22 protein-coding genes are annotated in these 25,228 nt (G+C 56.1%); 10 read left to right on the top strand and 12 right to left on the bottom strand.

Features of this window, described 5'->3' with window-relative positions; genetic code table 11:
• Positions 1-131 precede the first annotated feature (131 nt).
• The 5 genes from ACXJJY_RS01020 to ACXJJY_RS01040 all read right to left on the bottom strand — a co-directional run bounded on the left by ACXJJY_RS01020 (position 132) and on the right by ACXJJY_RS01040 (position 4,539).
• The gene (locus ACXJJY_RS01020; protein WP_456384787.1) at positions 132-656 is read right to left on the bottom strand and encodes a YfcE family phosphodiesterase; all 525 of its coding nucleotides are present in this window, start codon (positions 654-656) and stop codon (positions 132-134) included.
• Positions 650-2,482 carry a RiPP maturation radical SAM C-methyltransferase gene (locus ACXJJY_RS01025; RefSeq protein WP_456384789.1) on the bottom strand — a complete coding sequence of 611 codons (1,833 nt, stop codon included), beginning with the start codon at positions 2,480-2,482 and terminating at the stop codon, positions 650-652. Before ACXJJY_RS01025 ends, ACXJJY_RS01020 begins: the two co-directional genes overlap by 7 nt.
• 4 nt (positions 2,483-2,486) lie before the next feature.
• On the bottom strand, positions 2,487-3,179 hold the full coding sequence (locus ACXJJY_RS01030) for a LolA family protein (RefSeq protein ID WP_456384791.1): 693 nt from the start codon (positions 3,177-3,179) through the stop codon (positions 2,487-2,489).
• The gene (murI, locus tag ACXJJY_RS01035) at positions 3,172-3,960 is read right to left on the bottom strand and encodes a glutamate racemase (RefSeq protein WP_456384793.1); all 789 of its coding nucleotides are present in this window, start codon (positions 3,958-3,960) and stop codon (positions 3,172-3,174) included. The genes ACXJJY_RS01030 and murI overlap by 8 nt, the downstream gene beginning before the upstream one ends.
• 144 nt (positions 3,961-4,104) lie before the next feature.
• Positions 4,105-4,539, bottom strand: a complete 435-nt coding sequence (locus ACXJJY_RS01040) for a Ros/MucR family transcriptional regulator (protein ID WP_456384795.1) — start codon at positions 4,537-4,539, stop codon at positions 4,105-4,107.
• 364 nt (positions 4,540-4,903) lie between these two features.
• On the opposite strand from ACXJJY_RS01040, the gene ACXJJY_RS01045 reads away from it, so the two are divergent.
• The gene (locus ACXJJY_RS01045) at positions 4,904-5,203 is read left to right on the top strand and encodes an FmdB family zinc ribbon protein (protein ID WP_456384797.1); all 300 of its coding nucleotides are present in this window, start codon (positions 4,904-4,906) and stop codon (positions 5,201-5,203) included.
• A 256-nt stretch (positions 5,204-5,459) separates the two neighbouring features.
• Here the strand turns inward: ACXJJY_RS01045 and queA are convergent, their stop codons facing one another.
• Positions 5,460-6,587 (bottom strand): tRNA preQ1(34) S-adenosylmethionine ribosyltransferase-isomerase QueA, encoded by a 1,128-nt coding sequence (queA, locus tag ACXJJY_RS01050; RefSeq protein WP_456384799.1) that lies wholly within the window; start codon positions 6,585-6,587, stop codon positions 5,460-5,462.
• Positions 6,588-6,748: 161 nt separating this feature from the next.
• Between queA and mqnB the strand changes: the two genes are divergently transcribed.
• The 3 genes from mqnB to mobB all read left to right on the top strand — a co-directional run bounded on the left by mqnB (position 6,749) and on the right by mobB (position 9,483).
• Positions 6,749-7,426: a futalosine hydrolase gene (gene mqnB, locus ACXJJY_RS01055; protein ID WP_456384801.1), complete on the top strand. Its 678-nt coding sequence runs from the start codon at positions 6,749-6,751 to the stop codon at positions 7,424-7,426.
• A gap of 114 nt (positions 7,427-7,540) precedes the next feature.
• A complete protein-coding gene (locus tag ACXJJY_RS01060) occupies positions 7,541-8,386 on the top strand; it encodes a 1,4-dihydroxy-6-naphtoate synthase (protein WP_456384803.1) in 846 nt (281 codons plus the stop codon).
• Between the two features lie 26 nt (positions 8,387-8,412).
• Complete coding sequence (gene mobB / locus ACXJJY_RS01065; protein ID WP_456384805.1) at positions 8,413-9,483, top strand: molybdopterin-guanine dinucleotide biosynthesis protein B; 1,071 nt, start codon at positions 8,413-8,415, stop codon at positions 9,481-9,483.
• Between the two features lie 52 nt (positions 9,484-9,535).
• Here mobB and extKL read toward each other — a convergent pair whose 3' ends face one another.
• Positions 9,536-10,726: a multiheme c-type cytochrome (seleno)protein ExtKL gene (gene extKL, locus ACXJJY_RS01070; protein ID WP_456384918.1), complete on the bottom strand. Its 1,191-nt coding sequence runs from the start codon at positions 10,724-10,726 to the stop codon at positions 9,536-9,538.
• Between the two features lie 381 nt (positions 10,727-11,107).
• Between extKL and ACXJJY_RS01075 the strand changes: the two genes are divergently transcribed.
• The 3 genes from ACXJJY_RS01075 (at position 11,108) to ACXJJY_RS01085 (ending at position 16,314) form a co-directional block, all read left to right on the top strand.
• Complete coding sequence (locus ACXJJY_RS01075) at positions 11,108-14,107, top strand: PEP/pyruvate-binding domain-containing protein (RefSeq protein WP_456384807.1); 3,000 nt, start codon at positions 11,108-11,110, stop codon at positions 14,105-14,107.
• A complete protein-coding gene (gdhA, locus tag ACXJJY_RS01080; protein WP_456384809.1) occupies positions 14,100-15,449 on the top strand; it encodes an NADP-specific glutamate dehydrogenase in 1,350 nt (449 codons plus the stop codon). The genes ACXJJY_RS01075 and gdhA overlap by 8 nt, the downstream gene beginning before the upstream one ends.
• A 118-nt stretch (positions 15,450-15,567) precedes the next feature.
• A complete protein-coding gene (locus ACXJJY_RS01085) occupies positions 15,568-16,314 on the top strand; it encodes an arginyltransferase (protein WP_456384811.1) in 747 nt (248 codons plus the stop codon).
• Between the two features lie 53 nt (positions 16,315-16,367).
• Here ACXJJY_RS01085 and ACXJJY_RS01090 read toward each other — a convergent pair whose 3' ends face one another.
• Positions 16,368-17,144 carry an ATP-binding protein gene (locus ACXJJY_RS01090; protein WP_456384813.1) on the bottom strand — a complete coding sequence of 259 codons (777 nt, stop codon included), beginning with the start codon at positions 17,142-17,144 and terminating at the stop codon, positions 16,368-16,370.
• A 124-nt stretch (positions 17,145-17,268) separates the two neighbouring features.
• Here ACXJJY_RS01090 and ACXJJY_RS01095 point away from each other — a divergent pair, with 124 nt between their 5' ends.
• Entirely contained in the window at positions 17,269-17,988 is a 720-nt protein-coding gene (locus tag ACXJJY_RS01095; protein WP_456384814.1) for a Bax inhibitor-1/YccA family protein, read from the top strand.
• Between the two features lie 179 nt (positions 17,989-18,167).
• Here ACXJJY_RS01095 and ACXJJY_RS01100 read toward each other — a convergent pair whose 3' ends face one another.
• A complete protein-coding gene (locus tag ACXJJY_RS01100; protein ID WP_456384815.1) occupies positions 18,168-19,151 on the bottom strand; it encodes a hypothetical protein in 984 nt (327 codons plus the stop codon).
• A gap of 436 nt (positions 19,152-19,587) precedes the next feature.
• Between ACXJJY_RS01100 and ACXJJY_RS01105 the strand changes: the two genes are divergently transcribed.
• Positions 19,588-20,511, top strand: a complete 924-nt coding sequence (locus ACXJJY_RS01105; RefSeq protein ID WP_456384816.1) for a manganese-dependent inorganic pyrophosphatase — start codon at positions 19,588-19,590, stop codon at positions 20,509-20,511.
• A 67-nt stretch (positions 20,512-20,578) separates the two neighbouring features.
• Here ACXJJY_RS01105 and ACXJJY_RS01110 read toward each other — a convergent pair whose 3' ends face one another.
• From ACXJJY_RS01110 to ACXJJY_RS01120, 3 genes are read right to left on the bottom strand one after another with little or no spacing between them, the layout of a single operon-like run.
• A complete protein-coding gene (locus ACXJJY_RS01110) occupies positions 20,579-22,036 on the bottom strand; it encodes a UshA-like (seleno)protein (protein WP_456384919.1) in 1,458 nt (485 codons plus the stop codon).
• Between the two features lie 12 nt (positions 22,037-22,048).
• Positions 22,049-22,207 (bottom strand): hypothetical protein, encoded by a 159-nt coding sequence (locus ACXJJY_RS01115; protein ID WP_456384817.1) that lies wholly within the window; start codon positions 22,205-22,207, stop codon positions 22,049-22,051.
• Complete coding sequence (locus ACXJJY_RS01120) at positions 22,191-23,543, bottom strand: replication-associated recombination protein A (protein ID WP_456384920.1); 1,353 nt, start codon at positions 23,541-23,543, stop codon at positions 22,191-22,193. The genes ACXJJY_RS01115 and ACXJJY_RS01120 overlap by 17 nt, the downstream gene beginning before the upstream one ends.
• A gap of 123 nt (positions 23,544-23,666) precedes the next feature.
• On the opposite strand from ACXJJY_RS01120, the gene ACXJJY_RS01125 reads away from it, so the two are divergent.
• Complete coding sequence (locus ACXJJY_RS01125; protein WP_456384818.1) at positions 23,667-25,220, top strand: adenylate/guanylate cyclase domain-containing protein; 1,554 nt, start codon at positions 23,667-23,669, stop codon at positions 25,218-25,220.
• Positions 25,221-25,228: the final 8 nt, after the last annotated feature.

Consider the following 25,228-nt stretch of genomic DNA (forward strand, 5'->3'; position numbering starts at 1 on the left):
GTGTTCCAAATCAGTAATGATGGCGTTTGGCCTGGCTTTCCTGCCTTTTTTCTGAATTCTCGAAGCCCACTCTGTCTGTGCCTGGCCATTTCTTCAGCAAGCCAGTTCCCGGCGGGACCTGGAGGACCACTCTACAGCAGGTCGTCGTCAAAAACAAGCTGCTCGCCGGCCTGGATCCTCCGGGTTTCCAGTGTGACGGTGTCCAGGAGGACAAATCCGGGAACATCGTCTTTGCCGAGCAGGTCGCCAGGGTTGACCAGGAGGCAGTTGCCGACCGACTCTACCCTGTATTCATGGTCGTGTCCGCAGCAGACCACGTCGTACTTTCCGGTACAGGCCAGGCCCCTGGCTGTTTCCGGATAGTGGATAAAGCCGATCCGTAAGCCGTCGACCTCTATCTCGCCCTGGACACCGTGGTGGCGGATATTTTCGAACATGGTCTGGCACCGCGAGGAGATGAGGTGCTGATCGCCGGTGTTGTTGCCGTAAATGAGATGAACCTGTCCCTGGAATCTGCGCAGCCGGGGAAGCATGAATGGCGAAATCAGGTCGCCGCAATGGATCATGATTTCAGCTCCCTCGCGGTTGGCAAGGGAGACCGCCCGGTGCAGGTTTGGAATCATGTCGTGGGAGTCAGATACAATTGCTATCAGCATGGTCTGTTTGTGGGTTGGAATTGGCCGCTGGCCGCCCGTTCTCTCAAGGCAAGGGCCAGGACGGTGTCATCTTCCCGGAAGAGCAGCAGTTTTTTTTCAAGATCGTCCAGGAATCCTGAGAGTTGCTCTTTTGTAACCTGCTGGAAACGGTGCAGCAACTCCTTTCTCGTCACCGGTTGCTCGCAGGCCAGGTAAATCTGCCGTGAAAGGCCTCGTAACCGATGATGATAGGTCTTTTGCTTCTGTTTTTCTTCTGGATCCGGTCGTTCCTGACGGATGATCAGAAAATTGCCTCCGTCACGCCAGCTGAGCGGAGGACGGCTGGGATTCCGGTTTTCATGGAAGTCGTTCCATTGGGCTATTTTGTCTCGTACCGGCTGCCACTGTTTTCTCTGGGTCTGCCGGTCACCGCGGTAGGACTTGATCAGCATCTCCAGGCGGTTGAGGATGTTGTCAGGATAGAGGAGCCGGTTTTTCGGGTGCCTGGTGATGGCTTTGATTCCGTAATCGGCCGGTTTGCTCCACACCGGGCTGCCAAGGCCTAGAAAAAAACCGGCACCCTGCAGAGGACGGTAGGGCAGGACCGCGTCGAGTACCTGCAGGGTTTCCTGAACTTCGGCCACGGTAGAGCCGGGAAATTCCAGGATCAGGTTGCCCTCCAGCTTCATTCCGGCCGTGGCGGCATATTTCATCGCTGCCACGTTATCCATCACCGTGACTCCCTTTTTCATCCGCTTGAGAAGTCGGGAGGACAGGGCCTCAATACCCACCTGCACGCTTTCCAGTCCACCGCGACGATAGATGTGATAGGTTTCCTGTTTCTGAATGGCCCGGATCTCGGCAAAAAAACGCAGGTCGTTTTCATCGTCGGACATGGACTCGAAAAACCGGTCTGCTTCGTGCACCGGCAGGGCATTGTCGGTGAAGCTGAAGTCCAGACACTGGTACCTGGTTTTGAGGTGCTGGATTTCTGTTTTCATGCGGCCTGCCGATTTGCGACGATAGCTGCACCACTGCAGGTTCAGGTTGCAGAACGTACATTTGTTCCACCAGCATCCGCGGGAAAATTCCACCGGCAGGGTGGGGATGAAGACCATGCGGGATTGACGCAGGTCCTGGAAGTAGTCGTCAAAATCAGGGACAGGCAGCTGGTCAAGCTCCCTGACCTCCAGATTTTCAAGTTCTGAAACACCTTCTAAAGCATCGCGGCCCGGGTTCCTGCTTATAATATTGGCGCCATCCACCTCTTTTTCTCCGGCCAGCAGTCGGCAGAGATTTTCCAGGGGACGCTCTCCCTCGCCGGTGATAACATGGTCCACCTGGGGGAAGACTTCAAGCAGTGTGGTGCCGATGGCCGGGGTGCAGGTGGAGCCCCCGAAAACAATGGGGATATCGGGGTGGATTTTTTTTATACGGGTCGCCCCGTACAGGCTGGGCGGTAACTGGGCAAAGCAGACCGTGAAACCGATCAGGTCAAAGCTTTCCAGTTCCTTGGTTTCGATCCAGGTGGTGAACTGGTGCTCAAGCATCCGGATGATGGCCTGGAAATCGGCCTGGAGCGAGCCGCGCATTTCCTGCTCAAAGAGTTTTTCAGCCTGGCCGCTGTGTTCGGGAAAGAGCAGGCCGGAGTAGAGCGCTTCCCCGGCCCAGGAATTTTCAGCGATGCGGTGGTAGCTGTCGGTGCCGATAAGTCTGGCGACATCCAGGAATGGGTGGCTGGTAACGCATTTGATTCCCCGGGACTGGAGGTAACTCTTGAGGGTGCCAAGCTGGATGGATGGGCGGTTGAAAATCGCCCACGGCATGGAGACAAGCAGTACGCGCATGGGGTTACTGGGTAATTATTTCCGTGTCAGGCGGGATCGACAGGTGCGTGATCTTTTGCAGAGCATCTGAGTCGTCCGGCCGCAGTTCGTCGGTCCTGATGTTGACAAAGGTCAGTTCGGTAACCGTGTCAAAATGATCCTCGATGAGGACCCGATGGATCAGGTAATCCCTGTCGAACCATATCAGTACTTCCTTTACCTGGGGATGGGGCTGGCGGGGTACCAGGCGGATGGAGCGCAGTGCTGAGCCGGAGACACTGAACAGGTAGCGGGTATCAGGTGGCAGGGCGTTGAAGTCGTCGAGCAGGTTTCGGGTTCCGGAGAAAAAACCATAGGTGATGTCGGACTCGAGGGCACTGGCAGGAGTGACGATCATCTGTTTATCCTTTTCTGTATAGATGGAGAGGGTCTGGCCGTCACTGACAATGATCTGGCGCTCCGGCTGGAGGTAGTCCCAGCGCATGACACTCTTGTGGCCGGTCGGGCGCAGGAAGACGGCCTCACCCTGTCCAGACCTCTCCCGGCCGCCGGCCCGGGTGATCTGGGTGAAATCAAAACGCAGGCTTGTCAACCGCTGATAGCGCTCCTGCAGGGCCAGGGCGTCACGGACAACATCGTTTTCTGCGGGGAGGGCACCCAGCACGGTGGTGGAGAAGAAAAGGAGGACAGGAAGCAGAAGCAAAGAAATTCTATACATGGATTTTTTCCAGTTCTATGGTGCGGCCGAAGATCTTCCCGGCCAGCTGCCGGATTGGTTCAGTACAGTCGGAGACCAGAAACCGGCTCTGTTGCCTGCTTCGGCGCATCCTTTCAGCCAGTTTCGGATGGTCCTGGAGATAATGATGCAAATGTTGGGCAACTGCAAGGGAAGAGTCGATGAGTTGAACCCGCCGACCGATACGCGGCCCGATCAGGTGCCTCAACAGCGGGTAATGGGTACAGCCCAGAACCAGGGTATCGATTTGTCGGAGACGCAGAGGGTAGAGGTAACGGCGGAGAATCATTTTGGTCTCCCGTCTTGAAAGCCAGCCTTCTTCGACCAGCGGTACCAATAGCGGGCAGGGCTGGCTCAGGACGGTGGCCGAAGGGAGCTGGTCCTTGATGGACTGTTCGTAGATCCCGCTTCTGATCGTAGCCCGGGTGCCGATAATACCGATCCTGCCGTTTCTGCTGACCTGAACGGCCTGGTCCACCGCCGGACCAACGACGTCCAGGACCGGTACCGGGTACTGATCCCGGAGAACACCGGTGGCCACGCTGGCCGCCGAGTTGCAGGCGATGACAATGATGCTGGCCCCGTTTTCCAGGAGCAGTTCGGTGTTATGACGTGAATAGTCAATGATGGTGCTCCGGCTCTTTGAACCATAGGGGGTTCGGGCGATATCACCAAAGTAGATAAGGGGCAGGCCTGGACAGTGCTGCTCGATGGCCCGGGCCACTGTCATTCCGCCGATACCGGAGTCAAATATACCAATCATGGAGGAAAAGATGCTGGAATTCTGTCCCGATAAACAGATGCGGACCTGTTATGTGACAGAACAATGGGGGTTGATACAGTAACGTAAAAAGGTCAGAACAGGTCTGACCTTTTTACGTCAAGACGGTATTGCTGGAGAACTTCTTTATTTTTTCTTTTTAGTCCGGGCAGCTATCGACTTTTTCAAGTTCTCCGGCAGGCCGCGTTCTTTACCTGATTTGGAACGCTGCTCGGAAAGGGACTTCGAGCAGAGGGGCTGGCGGGCGGAAAATCCATATTTTTTTCTGTACTCCTTGGAGTTGAGGCCATGGGATTTGAGATGCTTGGGCGAAAGCATTTTGAATTCCTGGCCGCACTCAAGGCAGACAATCTTGTTGCGCTGGATAGATTTCCGCGGATCCATGACCGGCTTGCTCTCGTCGTCCCCTGTGTCTTGGCCAGAGATCTCCGCTTCCTGTAACCCCTTCAAAGTCTGGAAGGTTTCGTTCAGAGCCACCTTGATTTCGTCGGTGCTCATCTCCCGGGTGCTGATTTGAGACTGAATGATTTCAGCAGTCATTTCCACTAGTGTTTTGCTCATTTATCTGTCCTCTCTGGGTGAATACTTGAGGTGCTGACGCATCCTCTGTAAACTTCTGCGGGATAATATAGTAAAAAATCAGGTAATGCAAATATTTTATTAGAGATTAAAAAATATTTGCACAGTGATTGTAATACAGAGGGTGCTTTATGGGTAAGCGGCGCATGTCGCTGGATTATGAGATAAAATGTACGGCGATGAAAAGCATGTTATCGGCGGGGGATGTTGCCGGAGCTTCGGGAGAACAGGGCAGGGGGTTGACAGGGTGAGGTGGCAGGATTATTGTTCTTGCCAGTGTTTGGGGAAAACAAGGGTCCAGGGTGTATCCTGTTGAAAATAATATTGTTATCGAGAGGTGTTGCCAATGCCTATCTATGAGTATGAATGTTCTGCCTGCGACAAGGTGTTTGAGGTCAAGCAGCGTATCAGTGACGATCCGCTTTCCGAGTGCCCGGACTGTGGCGGCAGTGTGAAAAAATTGGTCTCCATGAGCGCATTCCATCTGAAAGGCGGTGGCTGGTACAAGGATGGCTATTCCGGTCCGTCCAATGGTAACGGCAAAAACGGTGGTTCATCCGAGAAAAAGGAGAGCTCTGTGCCGGCCTGCGCCAAAGAGGGTGGCGGAGGATGCAAGAACTGTCCGGCGTCAGCCGCCTCTGCCTGAGCTGGTTTTGCAACAGGTTGCAGAAAAACCGTTGAGAGCGAAGATAACACTGGGAAAAGGGACAAATTCTCATGCAGTAGCATCGATTGCACTGTTTTTCAACGATCTGTCAAGAATTCCGCTTTGTTCAAAAACCTGGCTTTGGCCAGGTTTTTTTCTTTGTGCGAAAGATGGCTTTGCAAAAGCTCCGATCTATGCCTTGTAGCGGGTACGGCCAGTGCTGGTTTGTTTCTGTCGAAAAAAAACGGTGGATCCCTCAGTGCTGGGCTCTGGTTATGATGGCCATGGCATCGCCGTAGCTGAAAAAGCGATAGTCTTTTTCCACTGCCTCGTTATAGGCTTCAAGTATCTGTTCCCTTCCGGCCAGAGCAGATACCAGGAAAAGGAGTGATGAACGGGGCAGGTGAAAATTGGTGATCAGATTGTCGACCACCTGGAAACGGAAGCCGGGATAGATATAGAGCCGGCACAATCCCTGGACTGGCTCGACCCGGCCGCTGGCTGCGGCGGCAAACTCCAGGGTCCGCACACTGGTTGTTCCCACCGCCCATATCCTTCCTCCCTTATCCCTGGTCCGGTTCACCGCCGCCGCGGCGTCCGCGGAGACCTCAACGTATTCGGCGTGGATTTCGTGTTCACGGATGTCTTCACTTCGTACCGGCGCAAAAGTACCGTATCCCACATGAAGAGTGACAGTGGCCATGGAGATTCCATTTTCCAGGATTTTTTCTAAAAGCGTGTCGCTGAAGTGCAGCCCGGCCGTGGGAGCGGCCACCGAGCCGGTGTGCCTGGCATATCTCGTCTGGTAACGGTGGATGTCTTCAGGGGTGGCTCCCCGGGGGCGGTGGATATATGGTGGCAGAGGTATCTGGCCGCAGGAGGACAGCACACCCTCCGGATTTTGTCCTGCTTCAAGATGAAAACGCAGACAGACCCTGACCTTGCCGTTGTCGTGCAGGGAGAGGACCCGTGCCTGGAGTTGGTCGCCAAAGATGAGAAGAGAGTCCGGTCGGGGACGCCGCGAGCTCTTGACCAGCGCCAATGCCTCTGCCTCGATGATGGCCGGTTGCGCTGACGTATCGCAATCCGGAAAGCACGGATAGTGAAGAAGAAGCATCTCTACCTTGCCACCGCTTTCCTTGTGACCCAGGAGTCGGGCAGGAAAAACTTTTGTGTTGTTGACGACCAGCAGGTCGCCCGGTCGCAGGTAGTTGCCGATGGCTTCGAACCGGGTGTGTTCCGTCCTGCCGTCCGGGCAGTGCAGGACAAGAAGCCGGGACTGATCCCGCCGGGCGGCCGGATGCTGGGCTATACGCTCGGGCGGCAGGAAGTAGTCATAAGAACTGAGACGAAACTGGGGCAGCATTTTTTCTCTTGGTTTCATGAACGAACAGGCTGATTTTCTTGCAAAGGCGTGTAAGCTACTTTACACTGGCCGAAATTGCATGGAGAAAATTTTATTCCAGTCTCCGGGAAAATGGCGATGTTCACTCCCGGCCTGGCCATTTGCTGAATTTTGATGGTAACCACAAAACACTTTAATCAATGTATCTGGTCTGTGCTGCCACCTCTTTTGAAATGGATGCTTTTTCCGCCGCCTGGCAGGAAAAATTTCCAGTGGCTCGCCTGGTCAGTGGCATCGGGGTGATGGAGACCGCTCTCCGTCTTACCTCCTTTTTCCACCACCAGGGAGATGTCCAGGGAGTGGTCAATTTCGGGGTGGCCGGGGCCTATAAGGGGCGGCCGAAAGGGGCACAGCCCGAACTTCTTGATCTCTGCCTGGCCAGGAAAGAGGTTGTCGGTGATTTTGGAATCTGCCTGGAGGACCGGGTCGAACGGTTCGGGGCGGCCGGGATGGTGGTGGCCGACAGCTTCCGGCTCGATCCGGACCTGCGCGCAAAGGCCGAAAATATTTTGGAGCTTGGCGGCCGGTCGTGGTATACGGGAACCTTTGTCACGGTCTGCTGTGCCAGTGGCACTGCCGCCCGCGGTTCTCTCCTGGCCCGGCAGTATGACGGTCTGTGCGAAAACATGGAAGGGGCGGCCGTGGCCCGGGTCTGTGAGGAATTCAACCTGCCCTGTCTGGAAATCCGCTGCATCAGCAACATGGTGGAGGACCGGAATCGCGATAACTGGAAGCTGGCCGAGGCCTGTCAGAGGGCCGGACGGACAACAGCTGATATCGTGGCCGCGTTGTGCGCCCCACCGTCTGGAGGCAAGTGACAAGACAGTCGTATGCGTTCCGTACAGGTCAGAGGGCAGTACAGGCTGTAGTAACGTGAACATTGTTTCCTCAACTGGCAACACCAGCTGGGGACAACCCGGTGAACCGCATCCGTGAGTTCTCATACCCTGTCCATTGGTTATTCTCCCTGTCCCAACGACACCTATATATTTTATGGCCTGATCCATGGACTTGTTCCACACGGCGGCTATCGGTTTTCACAACCCCGGCTGGAAGACGTGGAAACCCTGAATCGTTGGGCCATGGAGGCCAAACTGGATGTGACCAAGCTTTCATTCCATGCCCTGGGCCATGTGCTTGATGACTATGTTATTCTCGATTCCGGAGCCGCCCTGGGACGCGGCTGCGGACCGCTGCTGGTCACCTCCCGGCCCGGTTCCACCAGGCCGGGGAAAGAGTGGCGTATCGGTATCCCCGGCGAGTATACCACTGCGGCTCTTTTCCTTCGTTTTTTTGCTCCTGAGTGCCACCGGTTCGAGGTCTTGCGGTTTGACAGGATTATGGAGCAGGTCAGTCAGGGTCGACTGGATGCCGGGGTGATCATCCATGAAAGTCGGTTCACCTATGTTGAGCACGGTCTCTTTTGTATGCAGGATCTCGGAGCCTGGTGGGAAGAGGAAACCGGGCTCCCTGTGCCCCTTGGCTGTATCGCTGCTCGCAGGAGTCTGTCTGAAGATGTGCTTGCTGCGGTGGAGGGCGGGATCCGGGGGAGTGTTCTCTGGGCCCGGGCCCATGGGGACCAGTGCCGTGATTATATAAAGGAACATGCCCGGGAGCTCGATGGTCAGGTGATCGAGAACCATATTGGGCTTTATGTCAATGATTTTACGGTTGAGATGGGAGAAGAGGGCAGGAAAGCCGTCGAGGAGTTGCTCCGGCGGGGACGTATGGTCGGCCTGTTTCCAGATACCAGTGTTTCTCCCTGGAGGAGCCGATGAGGGTGTTGCTGTCAGGCGGAAGTTGTATGCACAACGACTTCGAGACAGCTCTGGAGCGGTTGCCGGTGCTGGGGATATGCGGCAGTTCCGGTTCAGGAAAGACCACCCTGATCGAGACCCTGATTCCACAGTTGCTGGCTCGGGGCCTGCAGTTGGTCGTGCTCAAGCACGATGCCATCAAGGTCCGGGTGGACAGGCCAGGCAAGGACAGTGACCGGTTTTTCCAGGCCGGGGCTGATGTCTGGGTTCTGGGGGATCTCAATTTCAGCCGGTTTCATTTGGCCGGTGATCTTCAAGGATTGCTCCGGAGACTGTGCCTGCGCTATGATCTTGTTCTGGTGGAGGGGCACGGGACCACCGACGTCCCGAAACTGTGGCTTTCCGGCGAGGCCGGGGTTCTTCCACCGGCCGGGAACAGAGGCCCTGTCCTGCAAATCCTTGACCGGGAACAGGCAACAGTTGACTGGGTGCTGGAGTGGATCGACGGCTGGCTGGCGAACCAGTGGCGACGACCGCAGGTCTGGGGCTGCGTTCTGATCGGCGGGCGCAGCACTCGCATGGGACGCCCCAAACATCTCATTGAAAGTGATGGCACGACCTGGGTGGAAAGGACGGTCCGTCTTTTGGAGCAGTGTGTTGACCAGGTGGTTATCTCGGGCCGGGGCGATCTGCCGGACTCCCTTGCTCATCTTCCTCGGGTTCCGGACGCCCCGGGACTGGCCGGACCCCTGGCGGGGATCCTGTCGGTGTTGCGCTGGCAGCCGGCCGTATCCTGGCTTGTGACAGCCTGCGACCAACCAGGTATCCGGGCCGGGGCCCTGCGGTGGCTGCTTGATCAGCGCTCCCCGGGTATCCGGGCCGTCCTGCCGGATCTCGAACAGGATGGGCGGGTGGAGCCGCTGTTGGCTCTCTATGATTTCCGCTGTCGACCACTTCTTGAGGAGCTCGCCCTGGTAGGATCACCGCGGATCAGCAGGCTTGCCGGAACGCCCGGGATTGTCACCCCCGCGCCGCCGCCAGACCTGCATTCCTGCTGGCGCAACGTCAACACTCCGGACGAGCTCAAGGACCTTTCTTCGCAGAATCCGTCCTGGTAAAAGAAAAGCGGGCCCGCAGGCCCGCTCCGGTTGTTGTTTCTCTTTTCTCTAATCAGTCAAAGACCAGTTTTCTGGTCTGAGAATGGACTATGTCTCCCTTGCCGCCACTAATATAGTACCAGAGGCGGGCTTCCAGGAGCACTTCCTCGGTATCAGTGTCAAAGTGGATGAGGTATCGTTCCTTCTGGGTTTCCATGGGTGGCAGGGTCAAGTCGATTATCTCCTTGATTTGCCATGCGCCGTAACGCATGTCGCGATCCAGGTCCACGCCGATTTCAAACCAGGTTTTGTCAGCCTTGAACAGTTCCTTACCCTCTGTATCCTTTGCGATCACTTCCAGGACCACTTTTCCGGACCAGAGTCAGCCATCCGGAACACGATGTCCGGTGTTGTTGGTAATCTTCGCAGTGACCACCACGCTGGGTACCCAGGCCTTGTTGTCCTTGACGCCCTTGATCTTGCCGGGCAGATGCCGGTAGGGGGTCACCTCAACATCAAAAGAGAGTCCTTCTTTGACGGTGTCGAGGTCATGGCCGCCCGGGAAGGTGTGCCCGTTTTTCATGTGGCAGTCCTGACAGCTGCGGCTGCCGCCCTGGCTGATGTAGGCGTTCTGGTAACTGCCGGAAAGGGTATTGCACTGTATGGTTTCGCCGTCCGGCGCCTTGTATCGGCCGTGACACTGCATGCAGAATGCCGATCTGGTCATGTCTACTGTCTCGATGGAATCATGTCCGTCGTCGTCCTCGGCCATAATACCCTCGGGCCCGTAAATAGCGCCTTTGATCGGCGGTCCGTGCAGACCACGGGTCACGGCGGTGGCCTTGATGTTGTGACAGGAAAGGCATCCGACCTTGAGTTTGGCCAGCTCGGTCCGGGCCTTTTTACCGGCCGGGCTGTCTTTCTTGTCAAAGGCGGTTACGATGAGCTGACCGATTTCCAGCGCCAGTTTTTCCGAGGCATAGTTCACAGCCGGGGCATGGCAGTCAAGACACTTGAGAAGCTGGGCTTTGCTGGGTTTGGTTTTCCACTCCTTGGCCAGGCCGATGACGATGAAGTTGCGCATGCCCTTGAGCGAAGAAACCACGGCCTGCGCATGCCAGGAAGACTGCCATTGGTCATAGATCTCTTCATGGCATTGAGCGCAGGTTGAATCATCGAACATGGCGACCAGCTCGTCAATGGTTTGTGCTTCTTTTGCCGGTGCATTATGGGCCCAGGTCACGAAGCAGGCACAAAAAAGCATTGGCAGGATCCGTTGCAGTGCATTTCGCATATCTCTCCTCCTGAATTTTCAATATTTGTCTTTTTTCAGGCTCCCGCGATACGACAGTTTCTCACCTCCTTTGGGTCGTCAGGGATGGTTTATGGGACATGCTGATAATGCAAAATATGTCAACGGACAGGATCCGTGGAGATTCTGAGAATAATTTATAATAATCATTCTCTAATTTGCGCCAATGATCAAGTAAAAAATCTTATTCTCACCTGGATCTGGTGTCCCAGGCTGGGAAAACCATGTACATGGAAGAAAAAAGTTCGACAGATATAAAAGGTCTGTAGTAAGACAAAGTTATGAGGGTCGTCAGGCCGGGTACTGGCTGTTTTTCCCGGAGGTGAAGGGATAGTGGTGTCAGGTGGGCAGTATATCAGCGGCTTTGATCCGCATTTCAAGATCTACCATGAACTGATGGCGTTCAAGGTACGGGAGATCATGCTGGTTTCCAGTCCCTATGATGCCTATATCATGGAAGAGGACGGCAGCCTGGCTTCGCGGATCATAAACGAATACCATGGGCTTAACCTGAGCGAGCCGCCTCGTATTACCAGGGTTCCCACAGGTGAACAGGCCCTGGAGCTGCTTGATTCCGGTCGTTTTGACCTGGTGGTGACCATGCCCCATCTCGGCGGCATGGATGGTTACAGTTTCGGTGACCGGGTTAAGCAGCACCATCCCGAGTTACCGGTTATCCTCCTGGCCCATTCGGTCCGCGATACCCTGCCCGGCGGCATGAATGGCAATGGTTCCGGCATCGACAATACGTATGTCTGGTGCTGTGATTCCGATCTGCTGCTGGCCATCATCAAGAATACCGAGGACCGGGTCAACGTGGATTATGACACCAGGAGGGCTATGGTCCGTATCATTCTCCTGGTCGAAGATTCCCCGCTGCACCGTTCCACCATTCTGCCCATTCTCTATAATGAGGTGGTCCTTCAGACCCAGTCGGTCCTGGCCGAGGGCCTCAACGAACAGCACCGGCTCCTGAAAATGAGGGCCCGGCCCAAGATCCTGTGTGCCTCCACGTTCGAAGAGGCCCTGGAGCTCTTTGTTCGTTACCATCCCTACATATTTGCCGTTATTTCCGATGTCCGTTTTCCCATGGGTGGGAAGCTGACCGACGGAGCCGGGTTTGAGCTGGTACGGATCTTCCGGAGGGAGATGAAGGATCTGGCTCTCCTCATGCTCAGTACCGAGGAGAAAAACAGTGCCCTGGCCCGGATGATTCCGGCCGGCTTTATCAGCAAGAGTTCCAGTAATCTTCGAGAGGAAATCCATAACTTTTTTCTCACCTACCTGGGGTTTGGCGATTTTGTCTTCCGTATGCCCGACGGGACCGAGCTGGGCCGGGCTTCCTCCCTGCGCCAGTTTGAACATATGCTCCGCACGGTACCTGAAGCCTCCCTGCGCTACCATGCGGCCCACAACCATTTCTCCAACTGGGTCATGGCCCGGGCCGAGATCGCTCTGGCTTCCAGGTTGCATAAACACCATTTTTCCGGGATCGAGAAAGGGGAAGATCTGCGCGAGGATCTGGTCTCCAAGGTCCATGCCTTGCGTAAACTGCGCCAGAAAGGAGTGGTGGCCCAGTTCTCCCGCAACGGTTTTGATCCCGATATCACCGATTTCGTCCGCATCGGTCACGGTTCCATGGGCGGCAAGGCCCGGGGAATCGCCTTTGTCGCCTCAGAGCTCCAGCAGGCCATTCACCAGAAATCGGCCCTGGCCGCCATGCCGGTGACCATTCCCCAGACCTGCGTGATAACCAATGACGGCTTTGACGATTTCGTTCGGATCAACCGCCTCTCACCACCCGACGAACCCGATGATTCGCTGGTGGCTGAGCAGTTTCTCCAGGCCAGGTTACCCGATTGGCTCGAGGAAGACCTGCGGGCCTGGCTTGCCCGGATTCACTATCCCCTGTCTGTCCGTTCATCAAGCATGCTTGAAGATGCGCAGTTTCGCCCCTATGCCGGGCTCTACAACACTTTCATGCTGATCAACGACAGTGAGGATTTCGAAGAGCGGCTGCGTCAGTTGGTGCGGGCGGTCAAGCTGGTCTACGCCTCCACCTGGTTTGAAGGACCGCGGGCCTTCTCCCGTTCCATCGGCCAGACCCGCAAGGATTCCATGGCCGTTATTATCCAGCAGGTGGCTGGTCGCCGTTATGGTGAGTACCACTACCCCGCCATTTCCGGCGTGGCTCAGTCCTTCAACTACTATCCGGTAGCGCCCATGCGTTCTGAGGACGGTATCGTCCACGTGGCGCTCGGGTTCGGCAAGACCGTTGTCGAAGGCGAACGGTGTCTGCGCTTTTCTCCAGCCTGGCCCGAACACCTGCCGCAGTTTTCCACGGTAGACGACATGCTGCAAAACAGTCAGGCCTGGTTCTACAGCCTGGACTGCTCCCGTAATGCTCTGTTTTCTCTGCGTAAAAACAACCTGGTTCGTCGCAGTGTCGATGAGGCTGCCGATGAGTATCCGGTCCGCATTCTTTCGTCCACATATTTTCCGGACGAACACCGTATCCGCGACGCCGACCTTCCGGGCCCCAAGGTCTTGACCTTTGCCTCCATCCTCAAGTACGGTCATTACCCGCTGCCGAAAATTCTCAGGGAACTGCTCGCTTTTGGCCGCGAGGGCATGGGTTGTGAGGTGGAAATTGAATTTGCCGTGGACCTGGACGAGGATCCGGCCAGAAGCGTGTTCTATTTCCTTCAGATCCGTCCCATAGTCACCACCGGCGAAAGCCGTCGGGTGCAGATATCCGGCCGGGAATGGAAAGAGGCCGTTCTTCGCTCCTCTCAAGCCCTGGGGCATGGTCTTTACACCGGGATTTCGGATATCGTCTACGTGATACCCGACAAATTCGATGCCGCCGCCACCAGGGAGATCGCATCTGAAGTCGGCCGTATCAACCGGGAACTGCACCGGGAGCAGCGCCCTTACCTGCTGATGGGGCCCGGGCGATGGGGCACAGCCGATCCCTGGCTGGGCATACCGGTTCTCTGGGGGGATATATCCGGGGTAGGGGCCATTGTCGAACTCCAGGGCTGCGGACTCCAGGCCGAACCGTCCCAGGGGTCTCATTTTTTTCAGAACATCACGTCCCTTGGTATTCCTTATCTGATGGTGGAGAGCAATGACTGCGCCAGGGGGAAGGGGGGAGAACGGGGAGGTATCGACTGGGGTTGGGTCCATCAACTTGAGACTGTCCGGGAAACCGGCCATGTACGCCACGTTCGTTCCGCCACGCCTTTTGAATTGAAAGTTGACGGGCGGAGCGCCAGAGCGGTGGCACTTGCTGCAAGCGATAATATGACTAAAGGAGAAAACAATGGATGAGGTGAAACCGCGGGTCTACCAGTGCGATGTCCATGAGCTTGAATTTCACCAGGCGGTACAGGAGGTGCTGGAAAGTGTTCGTCCCGTGCTGGAACGAAACCCGGAATATCGCAAACAGGCGGTGGTCGACCGGATCACCGAGCCGGAGCGGGTTATCATGTTCCGGGTCCCCTGGATGGATGATCAGGGGCAGGTCCATGTCAACCGGGGATTTAGAGTGGAGATGAACAGTGCCATCGGCCCTTACAAAGGCGGGCTCCGTTTTCATCCCTCCGTGACCTTGTCCATCATCAAGTTTCTTGCCTTTGAGCAGGTTTTTAAAAATTCGCTCACCACCCTCAACATGGGGGGCGGCAAAGGAGGGTCAGACTTTAATCCCAAGGGGCGTTCGGACGGTGAGGTCATGCGTTTTTGCCAGTCGTTCATGGCCGAGTTGTTCCGTCATATTGGCCCCAATACCGATATTCCGGCCGGTGATATCGGGGTCGGGGCCCGGGAGATTGGCTACCTTTTTGGAATGTATAAAAAACTTTCCAACGAGTTTACCGGGGTTTTGACCGGAAAGAGCCTGGCCTGGGGCGGCAGCCTGATCCGACCCGAGGCCACTGGCTACGGGGTGGTCTACTTTGCTGCGGAGATGCTCCAGGAACGGGGTCAGACCCTTGAGGGCAAGACCTGTCTGGTTTCAGGATCAGGCAATGTGGCCCAGTTTACCACGGAAAAGATCCTGGAGATGGGGGGCAGGGTGGTGACCATGTCCGATTCTTCGGGGTATATCTATGATGAAGAAGGGATCGATGCGGACAAGCTGGCCTTTGTCAAGCAGCTCAAAAACATCCGCCGGGGCCGGATTCGTGAATACGTGGAGAAATATTCCAGTGCTGTGTATACTGAACATGATCCCTCCCTTGATCATAATCCGCTCTGGAACCACAAGGCTGACTGCGCCATGCCCTGTGCAACGGAAAACGAACTGTGCGAGAAAGATGCCCGAAACCTGGTCAACAATGGGGTGACCCTGGTCAGCGAGGGGGCCAACATGCCGTCCACTCCCGGGGCCATCGACGTCTTTCTCGACAGCAACGTGATGTACGGTCCGGGCAAGGCGGCCAATGCCGGCGGTGTCGCGGTGTCCGGGCTGGAGATGGCCCAGAACTCCATGCGGCTGGGTTGGCCCAGGGAAGAGGTGGATAGCCGGCTGCGGCAGATCATGCACTCCATTCACCGGACCTGTCTCCATGCGTCCGAGGAATACGGCATGAAGGAGAACTACCTGGCCGGAGCCAATATCGCAGGCTTCACCAAGGTGGTCAATGCCATGTTGGACCAGGGATTGGTTTAGGCTGGCCCAGGCGATGGTGTTGCCCTTGAGCGGGATCATCGCCTGAAACATTTTCAACGCACATCACATTTTCTCTCCGGGCCGGTCAGGTGTTGCCCCGGGAGATGGAATACGAGGCATGACGGTTCGGGAAAACGCAGGCAGCCGCAACAGGGGAATCGGTGCTGAACTGGAGAGGTATTTTGTCGATATCTCCACACGCTGCCCGTACGGCCTTAAGTACCAGGCGGTCTATCATCAGGCCCTGTTCGGTCCCCTGGACGATGCAACCATGGGCCGTTTCCTGGAAAACGGTTTCCGGCGCAACGGTAACTGCATGTACTGCATGCGTTGTCCTGATTGCAAAAGCTGCGTGCCTATCCGTCTGGACCCTTTTCTGTTCCGGCCCAACCGGAACCAGAAGCGGGCGTGGAAAAAGAACAGGGATGTGACCGCAGGGGTGGCGCCGCTGACTATGAGCCCGGAAAACCTGGCCCTGCTGGACCGTTTTCTCCAGGTCCGTTTTCCCGATGGCAGCAGTGACGCGCAGAGTTATTATTCCGGCTTTTTCCTCACCTCGCTGACCCGTTGTTTCGAGATCCGCTACCGGATCGGAGACCGTCTCCTTGGGGTTGCTGTTGTCGACGCCTCGGATCAGTGGCTCAATGCAGTCTATTTCTATTTTGATCCCGAAGAAAGCCGGCGCAGTCCGGGCACCTTCAATATTCTCTACCTGATCGACTTCTGTCGCAGTCACCGAATCCCCATCCTCTATCTCGGCTATTGGATAGAACAGGTCCAGGCCATGCGCTACAAGGCTTCCTTCAAACCGTACCAGATTTTAAGAGACGGCATCTGGCAGGAGAACGATCCTCGTAAAGACTGATCGCGGAGCTGGAATTCCGGTTATCCGCAACAGCAGGAGGAGATCGGGATGTGTCACCTGATGCCAGGTTCTCCGTAACCCTTAAGGATGGCCTTAAGCAGCTGCTGCGGGGCCTTGTCCAGCCCGTCTTCGATATCGACTATCGGTTCCTCGGCCCGTTCCGCCCGGCGGATGGCGGCGGCATCGGGGAAAAAGGCCACCGGTTCCTCGCCAAGCCCCTGGCGCAGGAAGGTTTTATCTTCTTCGTCCCGTATCAGGTTGCCAATAAAGGAGATTCGTGGAATCTCGACGTCTTTGGCCAGCTTGCGGATTTTCAGGGCAGTGCGGATGCTGGAGCGGGAAGGGATAACGACGATGAGCAAATGGTCAGCTCCTGCCACCGTGCCCCGGCCCAGGTGCTCTATCCCGGCCTCCATGTCCAGGAGTACAGCCTGGTTGGCGGTCAGCAGCAGCTTCTTGAGCATCTTGCGCAGAACATGATTCTCCGGGCAGGCACAGCCTCCTTCGGCGGTCTGCACGGCGCCAAGCACCATGAGCTTGAATCCGTCCTGTTCGATCATGAAATCCTTGAGCAGGTCGTCCACCTGGGGATTGAGCTGGTAGAAAGGAGATCCCGGCGTCTTGCCAGCCCGTTCGGCCAGCAGTTTTGTCATGTCGGCAATGGGCCGGGCCCGCTCAATGTCCCTGATGCCGAGGGTTTCCGCCATATGCGGGCTCGGATCGGCATCGATGATCAGAACCTCCCGCCCTGTCCGGCGGAATTCCCGGGCCAGCAGGGCCATGATGGTCGTTTTTCCGACTCCTCCCTTACCGCTGATAGCTATCTTCATGCGTCACCTGAAACTGTTTGTTGCCTTTCGTGCAGGAGTGATTAAAATAGTCCCGCAAGGCGTGAATACTTCTGTAGCAAAAAACACAAAAAACACAATATGTGAATTCAAGGAGCTTGTTATCATGCAAACGAATACGCAGTACGGTACCAGCACAATAACTGTTGCGCAAGCGCGGCAGGAGGCCTCGACCATATTTTTGGCCAAGGTCTTCAACTGGATGGCCATTGGCCTTGGACTGACCGGCGTGGTGGCTTTTTTCACTGCCCAGACCGGGCTGGCCATGGCCATTATCGGCACCCCTCTGTTCATGATCCTGCTGATCGCGGAACTGGGCCTGGTCTTCTTTCTCTCCGCCCGGATCGACAAGATCCAGGCTGCGACAGCCACCGGACTCTTTCTGGGCTATTCGGTGCTCAACGGCCTGACCCTGTCCACCGTTTTCCTCGCCTACACCAAGGCCTCCATCGGCGGGACTTTTTTGATCACCGCCGGCATGTTCGGGGCCATGGCCGTTTATGGTATGGTCACCAAACGTGATCTGTCCGGCATGGGCTCGTTTCTGTTCATGGGGTTGATCGGTATCATCCTGGCGTCCATCGTCAATATTTTCCTGAACAGCTCCAGCCTCTACTGGACCATTTCAGTTATCGGGGTTCTGGTTTTTGTCGGTTTGACGGCCTGGGATGTTCAGAAGATAAAGATGATAGGCGAACAGGGCATTATGGATCAGGGCGAGTCTGCCATTCGCAAGGGGGCTATCATCGGTGCTCTGGCTTTGTATCTTGACTTCATCAATCTCTTTCTCATGCTGCTTCGGTTTTTTGGCAGCAGCAGGGACTGAGACTGGTTCCAGGCACGTATTCACCCTGACGGATCGGCGTGCTGACCTGGGGGTGGCAGTCAGCAATGGTATAAAAAAGGCCGGGAGTCCCGGCCTTTTTTATTTTCTCCTCACATCTGCGTCCGACTCACCGGCTTCTCTGGCTGCCGGTAATCTCCCCGGGTTCCTCCCATCCTCTTTTACTGGTACTGTTCCCTGAGCTCATAGAGCTTGTCTAGGTACGTCTCCTTGTACACCAGCTGGTTACTGGTTTCGATTTCCCGGATCAGCTGGGGGAGGACCTGCCGGATGTCGATGCCGTAACGGTTGGCATCTTCCCGGTTGGCCCAGTCGATGATCAGGGTGGAGTAGTAGTTCACCAGCAGTCGCAGCTGTGAGTCGCGTCGGAAGAGGTAGGAGCGTCCGCCGATGGTATTGAGGAAAAAACCGGCATATTCATAGAGTTTGTCCAGGGGCAGAACAAAGGAGAACCGGTTGTTTTTGCACTCAAGGGTTGCAAAGCGGTAGATGTCCGCTGCCACGTCTTCCACCCGGTCTCCTTCACGGTCAAAGATGGCCTTGAGAAGGAGAATGTTGTTCTTGCCGATGATTCGGAAGAAGTGGGCCATATTCTTGAGCATTGTGTAGAGGTCATCATATTCCCTGGACACCACCGGCGGGTTATCGAGCAGCTTGGCTGCCAGATCGCGGAAATAATCCTGGGAAGGTTTGCCAAGCTGGAATTCCCTGATGTACTCCTTTTTGTCCAGGCTGGTGAAAAAATCGCGCAGCCTCAGGGCAAGTTCGTTGCACTCCTGCTGCTCTCTGGTCAGAACAGGGCGTGGCGCCGGGAGCTCGTCGGCTGGAGGTGGCTGGTTCTGTATTTTTTCTTCCCTGGTCCGGGGTGGTTGTGGCTGGACCCCGGATTCAAGGTCAGGTACCGGAGGTTCCGGCGCTGTCAGAGGCTCCTGGAAAGGTGGCTCTGGTGTCTGTTGTACAGGAGGTGTTTCCAGAGGTTCTTCGAGTCGCGAAACCAGGGAGGCGGTTTTCTGATCTCTAATCAGGTACATGCCAAGAGCGACAGCAAGTCCGGCCAGGAAAAGGCAGCCAAGCCAGATTATCGGCCACCGGGTGGATTTTTTCCGGCGGGAGACCTTTTGTTTTCTTCGTTCGTTTTCGCTCATGGGGTGCCTGAAACGATGGGGGTCCTGAACGGAGGATCAGGAAAAGTGTACAAAATACCACTTTATTATGCCCTAATGTAGCAAATCCCGGCCAAGAAGGGAAAAGGAAAAAATCCCTTTGGCTGCTGCAGGTACAAACCGCTGTAAGCTGGCAAAGCTCGACAACCATATCACCTGGAGAGCGGGGAAATCGGTCCCGGGGTTTACGGAGAAATGATTTCTCTGGTTCATGATTGATTATATGTCTGTTTGACAGGGTTTATCTTAACGGGATTCTAACCTTTTTACCCTTGACGCTGCACCTGGAAAGGACTAAGATTCACCTGTTTTATGTTGTCATATAATGAATTCTCATTCAGAGAAGTGGCAGCATGTCTGGAGGTCTTTTAGACGTTTTGCGTACATACCAATTCATCGAACGAAGGAGGAATTTACCATGTCTGTCTATGTCGTAGGTCACAAAAACCCGGATACGGACTCAGTCACCGCTGCCATTGCCTATGCCGAGCTGATGAAGGCCAAGGGTGAGGATTTTATTCCCGTTGTTCAGGGCGACCTGAACCCCGAAACCGTGGTCGTGCTCGAACGTTTCGGCGTTTCCGTTCCCGAGACCATGACCGATGCCACCGGCAAGAAGATCGCTCTGGTTGATCACAGTGACCTGGCTCAGGCCCCGGACAATCTCGGCGATGGAGAGGTTGTTGCCATTGTTGATCATCATAAGATCGGTGATGTAACCACCAATAATCCGATTTTCTGCTGCGTCAAGCCCGTGGGCTGCACCGGCACTGTTCTGACCCAGCTCTACAACATCGAAGGGGTCGCCATTGATCCCAAGGTTGCCGGCCTGATGCTGGCCGCCATCCTGTCCGATACGGTGAACTTCAAGTCGCCCACCTGCACCGATGAAGACAAGCAGGCTGTGGAGGAGCTCAAAAAAATTGCCGGAGTCGAGGATACCGACGGCCTGTTCATGGATATGCTGAAAGCCAAGAGCGGTGTTGAGGGCGTTCCGGCCAAGGATCTGCTCAACCGTGATTACAAAGACTTTGACATGAATGGTAACAAGGTGGGTTGTGGTCAGCTTGAGCTTGCCACCCTGGACCAGGTAGCTGATATTCGCGATGACCTCCTCAATGCCATGAAAGAGCAGAAGGCAGCCGGCGGACATCATACCATCCTGCTGATGCTTACAGATGTCGTTAAGGAAGGGACTGATCTGATGGTTGTTTCCGACGATCCGGCCCTGATCGAAAAGGCATTCGGCACCAAGCTGGAAGGCGATTCCATGTGGATCGAAGGCATGATGAGCCGCAAGAAGCAGACCATCCCGAATCTGCAGAAGGCTTTTGGCTGCTAAGTAACAGGATAAGCAGTGGAATAAAAAGGGGGATGGCCCGGGCCATCCCCCTTTTTGTTTGTTCGGTCTACGGATTTTTTGTTGCCGGGCAGCGAATACGCATGACCTTGTCGGCAAAGATAAAAGTGTCGTCGTGGTCGCCTTGGTGACACTGCCGGCATGTGGCCTCCGTCGGCAGGTTGGGATTGAACTTGTCCGGTGCGTCGGCGTGGCCTCGTGATGGGCCGTGGCACGCTTCGCAGCCCACGGTTTTCAACTCGGTATCCATCCGGACAAGGATTTCCCTGGTCAGGTCAGGATTCAGGGCGTAAGAGGGCAGAGTAACGTGGCATTTCTGGCAGGATGGATTATGCTCCTGGTTCTTTTTTTGCAGGGTCTGCCAGGCAGTGGCATGTCCGGTCTGCTGCCAGAATGATGTCTGCAGCCGATGGCAGGTCCGACAGGTCTTCCAGCCGGAGAGGGAGCGCAGGGCCTGGGCCTGGGGTGAAAGGTTTTTTTTCTCTTTCAGGCGGCGTCGTTCGGAGCGGGCGATCTCCAGGTTCAACCGGTTGGCTTCCCGACGAGCTTGATCCACGATCTCCTGGATACCCGGATCAGGTGGAATTTCCGGCTTAAGGGCGATGAACCTGTTGGTGAAGCTGCATGGTTCCTGCCCCCCTTGAGTCATTTTTTGCTTCAGTTCCCGCAGTTTTTCCTCTGTTTTTCTGAGCTGTCCTGTCAGCTCCTGGTAGCGCCTGTTTGTCGTCAGGGTCTCGGCCGGATAGCGCTTTTTCATTCGCCCGATATACCAGGAGATCCGGTCTTGCTGGCGAGTGGTTTCGCGGATCTGCTCATTCAGGCTGCGGCCCCATTTTTTGCTGCTGTTCCAGTTGATTTCCAGCATGCCCAGATACTTGCCCCGGCTTCCGGTCCGGAGTATCAGGGTATTGTTTATTTTTTTCGGCCGCATGTTGGAGGTACCATGTCCGGCCTGGAGCAGGATATGGATGGTGTCGAAACTCCGGGCGATCTTTTCATTTTCCCCGGGCGGATAGCTGGAGAGCAATATGATCATGTCTGTCTCTTCTTCCAGGGTTTGTATCAGAGACGGCAGAATTTTGCGCCAGTCGGCAACCTTCCATGAACCTGACGGTTCGACTCTTGCCGGGGGAGGACCGCTGAGCCCTGCAACCCCGATCCGCAGTGTCCCGATTTCGGTGATCAGGAATGGGGTAAAGATCGGTTTCCCGTTCCCTGGTTCGACCAGGTTGGCCGACAGCCAGCGCAGTCCGGTTTCTTTTTCCAGGATGCGGAGAAAGTCTGTTCCGGCGGCCAGGTCATGTGGTGCTATGCCTGCAGCCCGGCATCCCATGAGTACTTCTGCCCTGGCAATGGCCCTGGCCGTGATTTTTTCCGGTTCCAGCAGCCTGCCTGGTATCAGAACCCGGTTGAAGAGCAGGGCGCCGCCTTCCAGGTACAGCGAGGGTCGGTTTTTCTGCCTGGTCAGAGCCTGCAGCTGAGAGCTTTTTCTGGACAGCCCGCCCAGTTGCTTGGACTTTCAGCCGCAGGGTTCGGTTTCGCCCCGGATGTCGTTGCTGTAAAAGAAAAGGAATTGCTCCCCGGTATCCTGCCGGGTATGGCCGGCCGCCGGGAGGAGGCTGGCCACAAGCAGGAAAAACAGCAGGAGCAGGAAAAGACGGTTATTTTTTCTTTGCATGGAGTTGTGCCCGTTGTTTGAGGATTTTGCGCCATTTCAGGAGGCGGTCCCGGATGACAGCCTCGTAGCCCCGGTTGCTGGGTTCATAGAACACCTTACCCTGCAGCCGGTCCGGCAGGTGTTGCTGATCCACCAGTCCGTCTGGCCGGTCATGGGCATACTGGTAGTCCCTGCCGTATCCGAGATCACGCATCAGTTTGGTTGGCGCGTTGCGAAGATGGATGGGAACAGGGAGGGATCCGGTTTTTCTGATCTCTTGTTTGAGCAGTTTCTCGGCTCGGTAGATGGCGTTGCTCTTGGGTGCTGTGGCCAGGTAAGCCACGGCTTGGAGCAGGGCAAGTTCCCCTTCCGGGGTGCCGAGCATGTGGTAGGCCTCCCGGCTGTTGAGTGCCACCTGTAGAGCCTGCGGGTCAGCGTTACCAATATCCTCCGAAGCAAAACGGATGAGACGCCTGGTTATGTAGAGAGGGTCCTCCCCGGATTCGAGCATCCGCGCTGTCCAATACATGGCCCCGTCAGGATCGGAGTCTCGCATGCTTTTGTGCAGAGCCGAAATCAGATTGTAGTGTTCCTCGCCCCCGGTATCATAACGCAGGGTGCGGTTCTGCAGGGCTTCCTGCACCAGTGCCAGAGAAAGGGTACCCGATTTTTGGGCGGCAGAGTTTTTTGGGTCGTCCCGGCGCACCAGGGTGGCTGCGGTCTCGAGACAGTTCAGGGCCCGGCGGCAGTCGCCGTCCGCGGCCCGGGCCAGCAGGTCCAGAGCTTTGTCCTCTATGGTGAGCTTGTGGCGTCCCAGACCCCGCGGGTCCTTGAGTGCCCGCTGAACAATAACTTTGATGTGCTGCGGTTCCAGGGGGTTGAGCACAAGGACCTGGCACCGGGAGAGAAGGGGGGCAATGACATGAAAAGAAGGGTTTTCGGTGGTTGCCCCGATGAGGACCAGGAGCCCGCTTTCCACATGGGGCAGAAAAGCATCCTGTTGGCTTTTGTTGAAGCGGTGGATTTCGTCGACAAAAAGAATGGTGCTCTGTTGTATTTCCCGGCGTTTTTTGGCCTCCTCGACAATTTTCCGGATTTCCTTGACCCCGGAGAGAACGGCGGAGAAAAAGACGAATTTTGCCGTGGCCCGCGAGGCGAGGATGGATGCCAGGGTTGTCTTGCCTGAACCGGGCGGGCCCCAGAGGAGCAGGGAGGGGACCACGCCCTGGTCGAAGAGCTGCTGGAGGAGGCGACCCGGACCAACCAGGTGTTCCTGGCCGACGAATTCCTCCAGGGTGCCGGGGCGCATGCGTTCTGCAAGCGGTATGTTTGTCAGGGTCGATTCCACCATGGCCATATTATGGGCGGGATTGGAATAGGCGTCAAGCAGGGAAATCTCCAGCCCATGTAGCTTGCCTTGCTTCCAGCGCGGTGTTAAGATGACATAATATACCATGTTTACGTGTTCACGAGTGTATTTATGCAATCAGATATTCTGCTGCTGACCGCAGGTGGCACCGATACCGGTCATTTCCTCGAATTCCTGGATGGATATGCGGTGACCCGGTGCCATGATGTCCGGAAGGCCGCGCTGCTCTGTGAGCAGAAAGAGATCTATCTGGCCCTTGTCGAGGCGGAACTTGATGCAACTTCAGGGATCGACTGGTTCGGATCGATCCGGGTCAGGCATCCGCATCTCAGCGGGTTGCTGATAGGCAACCCGGCGGACGCCGGATTGCTGCGCCGGGCTCTGGATGTCGGTTTTTCTGGGATCATTGAGACTCCGGTACACGGTGAGCAGCTGCGGGCCCAGGTCGAACGGGCCATGGCGCTGGTGCGCCTGCAGGAGGAAAACACCCGGCTGCGGACCCTGGTGCCCCTGTACAGCCTCGGGGAGCAGTTTCTTAGTTCGGCCAGTGAAGATGAGGTGCTGGATTCCCTGCTCAACGTGGTGGAGGAGCAGACCGGCGCTGTCCGAATCTCGGTGATGCTCTTTGACGAGGAAGAGTCCTGTCTGAAGATTGTCGCCTGCCGGGGCATGGACGAAGAACTGGCCCGCTCCATTCGTATCCGGTCGGGAGATCAGATCTCCGGATGGGTATATGCCCGGGACCGGCCAGTGCTGCTTAACCGGGAGGATCAGGAAGAGTCTGTTTTCGCTCCCCTCCTTAAGCGGCCGGATATCTCCACCGCTATTTCTTTTCCTCTCAAGGTGCGGGACCGGGTACTGGGCGTACTCAATATCAGTCGAACCGGGAGCGGTGCCCCTTACACCGAAGCCGATATCGAGATGCTGGCCGTTATCTGCAGTCAGGCTGCCATGGCCCTTGACAGTGTTCGGGCTTCCAGGATCATGGCCGAAAAGGTCAGGGTGCGCACCCTGTTTGAACAGTATGTGGCTCCGGAAGTGGCCGAACTTCTCATTGCCAGCGATTCCAACCTGCTTGATCTGGGCGAGATTCGTGACGTCACGGTGCTGTTCGCCGATATCAGGAATTTTACAGGCCTGGTACAGCACCTGGATCTGACCGAGTTGCGTACCTTTCTCAATGCTTTTTTCCAGATTTTCACCGATGCTATTTTTCAGTACCGGGGAACTGTTGACAAGTTCATGGGCGATGCGGTCCTGGCGATATTTGGCGCCCCGATCCTGCTGGAGAACGCATCCCTGAATGCGATACGGACCGCACTGGCCATCAAGCGTCGTTTTGGTGCGTTGCGGGCAAGATGGGCCTGCCGCTGCTCGGAGTTCGAAAATGTGGATCTGGGGATCGGCATCACCAGGGGTGAGATGTTTCTGGGCAACGTCGGCTCGTCCCGCCGCCTGGACTACACTGTTATCGGCAGTCAGGTAAACATAGCCCAGCGGCTGGCTGCCGAATCAACGGCCTGCCAGATCTATGTCACCGACAGCGTGCGTCGGGAAATCAAGCAGCAGGTGGCAGTGGAACAGGCCGGATTTATCCGGTTGCGGGGAGTGGACGAGGAGATTGGTGTTTACGCGGTTAAGGGAGACCCTGTTGCTGCCCGCTGACAGGCCGG

It is taken from the genome of Desulfolithobacter sp., assembly GCF_054025815.1.

Bases quoted from the DNA above. Each gene is read 5' to 3' on its own strand.
- ACXJJY_RS01020 (WP_456384787.1), bottom strand. From the start codon at position 656: ATGCTGATAGCAATTGTATCTGACTCCCACGACATGATTCCAAACCTG.
- ACXJJY_RS01025 (WP_456384789.1), bottom strand. From the start codon at position 2,482: ATGCGCGTACTGCTTGTCTCCATGCCGTGGGCGATTTTCAACCGCCCA.
- ACXJJY_RS01030 (WP_456384791.1), bottom strand. From the start codon at position 3,179: ATGTATAGAATTTCTTTGCTTCTGCTTCCTGTCCTCCTTTTCTTCTCC.
- murI (WP_456384793.1), bottom strand. From the start codon at position 3,960: ATGATTGGTATATTTGACTCCGGTATCGGCGGAATGACAGTGGCCCGG.
- ACXJJY_RS01040 (WP_456384795.1), bottom strand. From the start codon at position 4,539: ATGAGCAAAACACTAGTGGAAATGACTGCTGAAATCATTCAGTCTCAA.
- ACXJJY_RS01045 (WP_456384797.1), top strand. From the start codon at position 4,904: ATGCCTATCTATGAGTATGAATGTTCTGCCTGCGACAAGGTGTTTGAG.
- queA (WP_456384799.1), bottom strand. From the start codon at position 6,587: ATGAAACCAAGAGAAAAAATGCTGCCCCAGTTTCGTCTCAGTTCTTAT.
- mqnB (WP_456384801.1), top strand. From the start codon at position 6,749: ATGTATCTGGTCTGTGCTGCCACCTCTTTTGAAATGGATGCTTTTTCC.
- mobB (WP_456384805.1), top strand. From the start codon at position 8,413: ATGCACAACGACTTCGAGACAGCTCTGGAGCGGTTGCCGGTGCTGGGG.
- gdhA (WP_456384809.1), top strand. From the start codon at position 14,100: ATGGATGAGGTGAAACCGCGGGTCTACCAGTGCGATGTCCATGAGCTT.
- ACXJJY_RS01085 (WP_456384811.1), top strand. From the start codon at position 15,568: ATGACGGTTCGGGAAAACGCAGGCAGCCGCAACAGGGGAATCGGTGCT.
- ACXJJY_RS01090 (WP_456384813.1), bottom strand. From the start codon at position 17,144: ATGAAGATAGCTATCAGCGGTAAGGGAGGAGTCGGAAAAACGACCATC.
- ACXJJY_RS01095 (WP_456384814.1), top strand. From the start codon at position 17,269: ATGCAAACGAATACGCAGTACGGTACCAGCACAATAACTGTTGCGCAA.
- ACXJJY_RS01100 (WP_456384815.1), bottom strand. From the start codon at position 19,151: ATGAGCGAAAACGAACGAAGAAAACAAAAGGTCTCCCGCCGGAAAAAA.
- ACXJJY_RS01105 (WP_456384816.1), top strand. From the start codon at position 19,588: ATGTCTGTCTATGTCGTAGGTCACAAAAACCCGGATACGGACTCAGTC.
- ACXJJY_RS01115 (WP_456384817.1), bottom strand. From the start codon at position 22,207: ATGCAAAGAAAAAATAACCGTCTTTTCCTGCTCCTGCTGTTTTTCCTG.
- ACXJJY_RS01120 (WP_456384920.1), bottom strand. From the start codon at position 23,543: ATGGCCATGGTGGAATCGACCCTGACAAACATACCGCTTGCAGAACGC.
- ACXJJY_RS01125 (WP_456384818.1), top strand. From the start codon at position 23,667: ATGCAATCAGATATTCTGCTGCTGACCGCAGGTGGCACCGATACCGGT.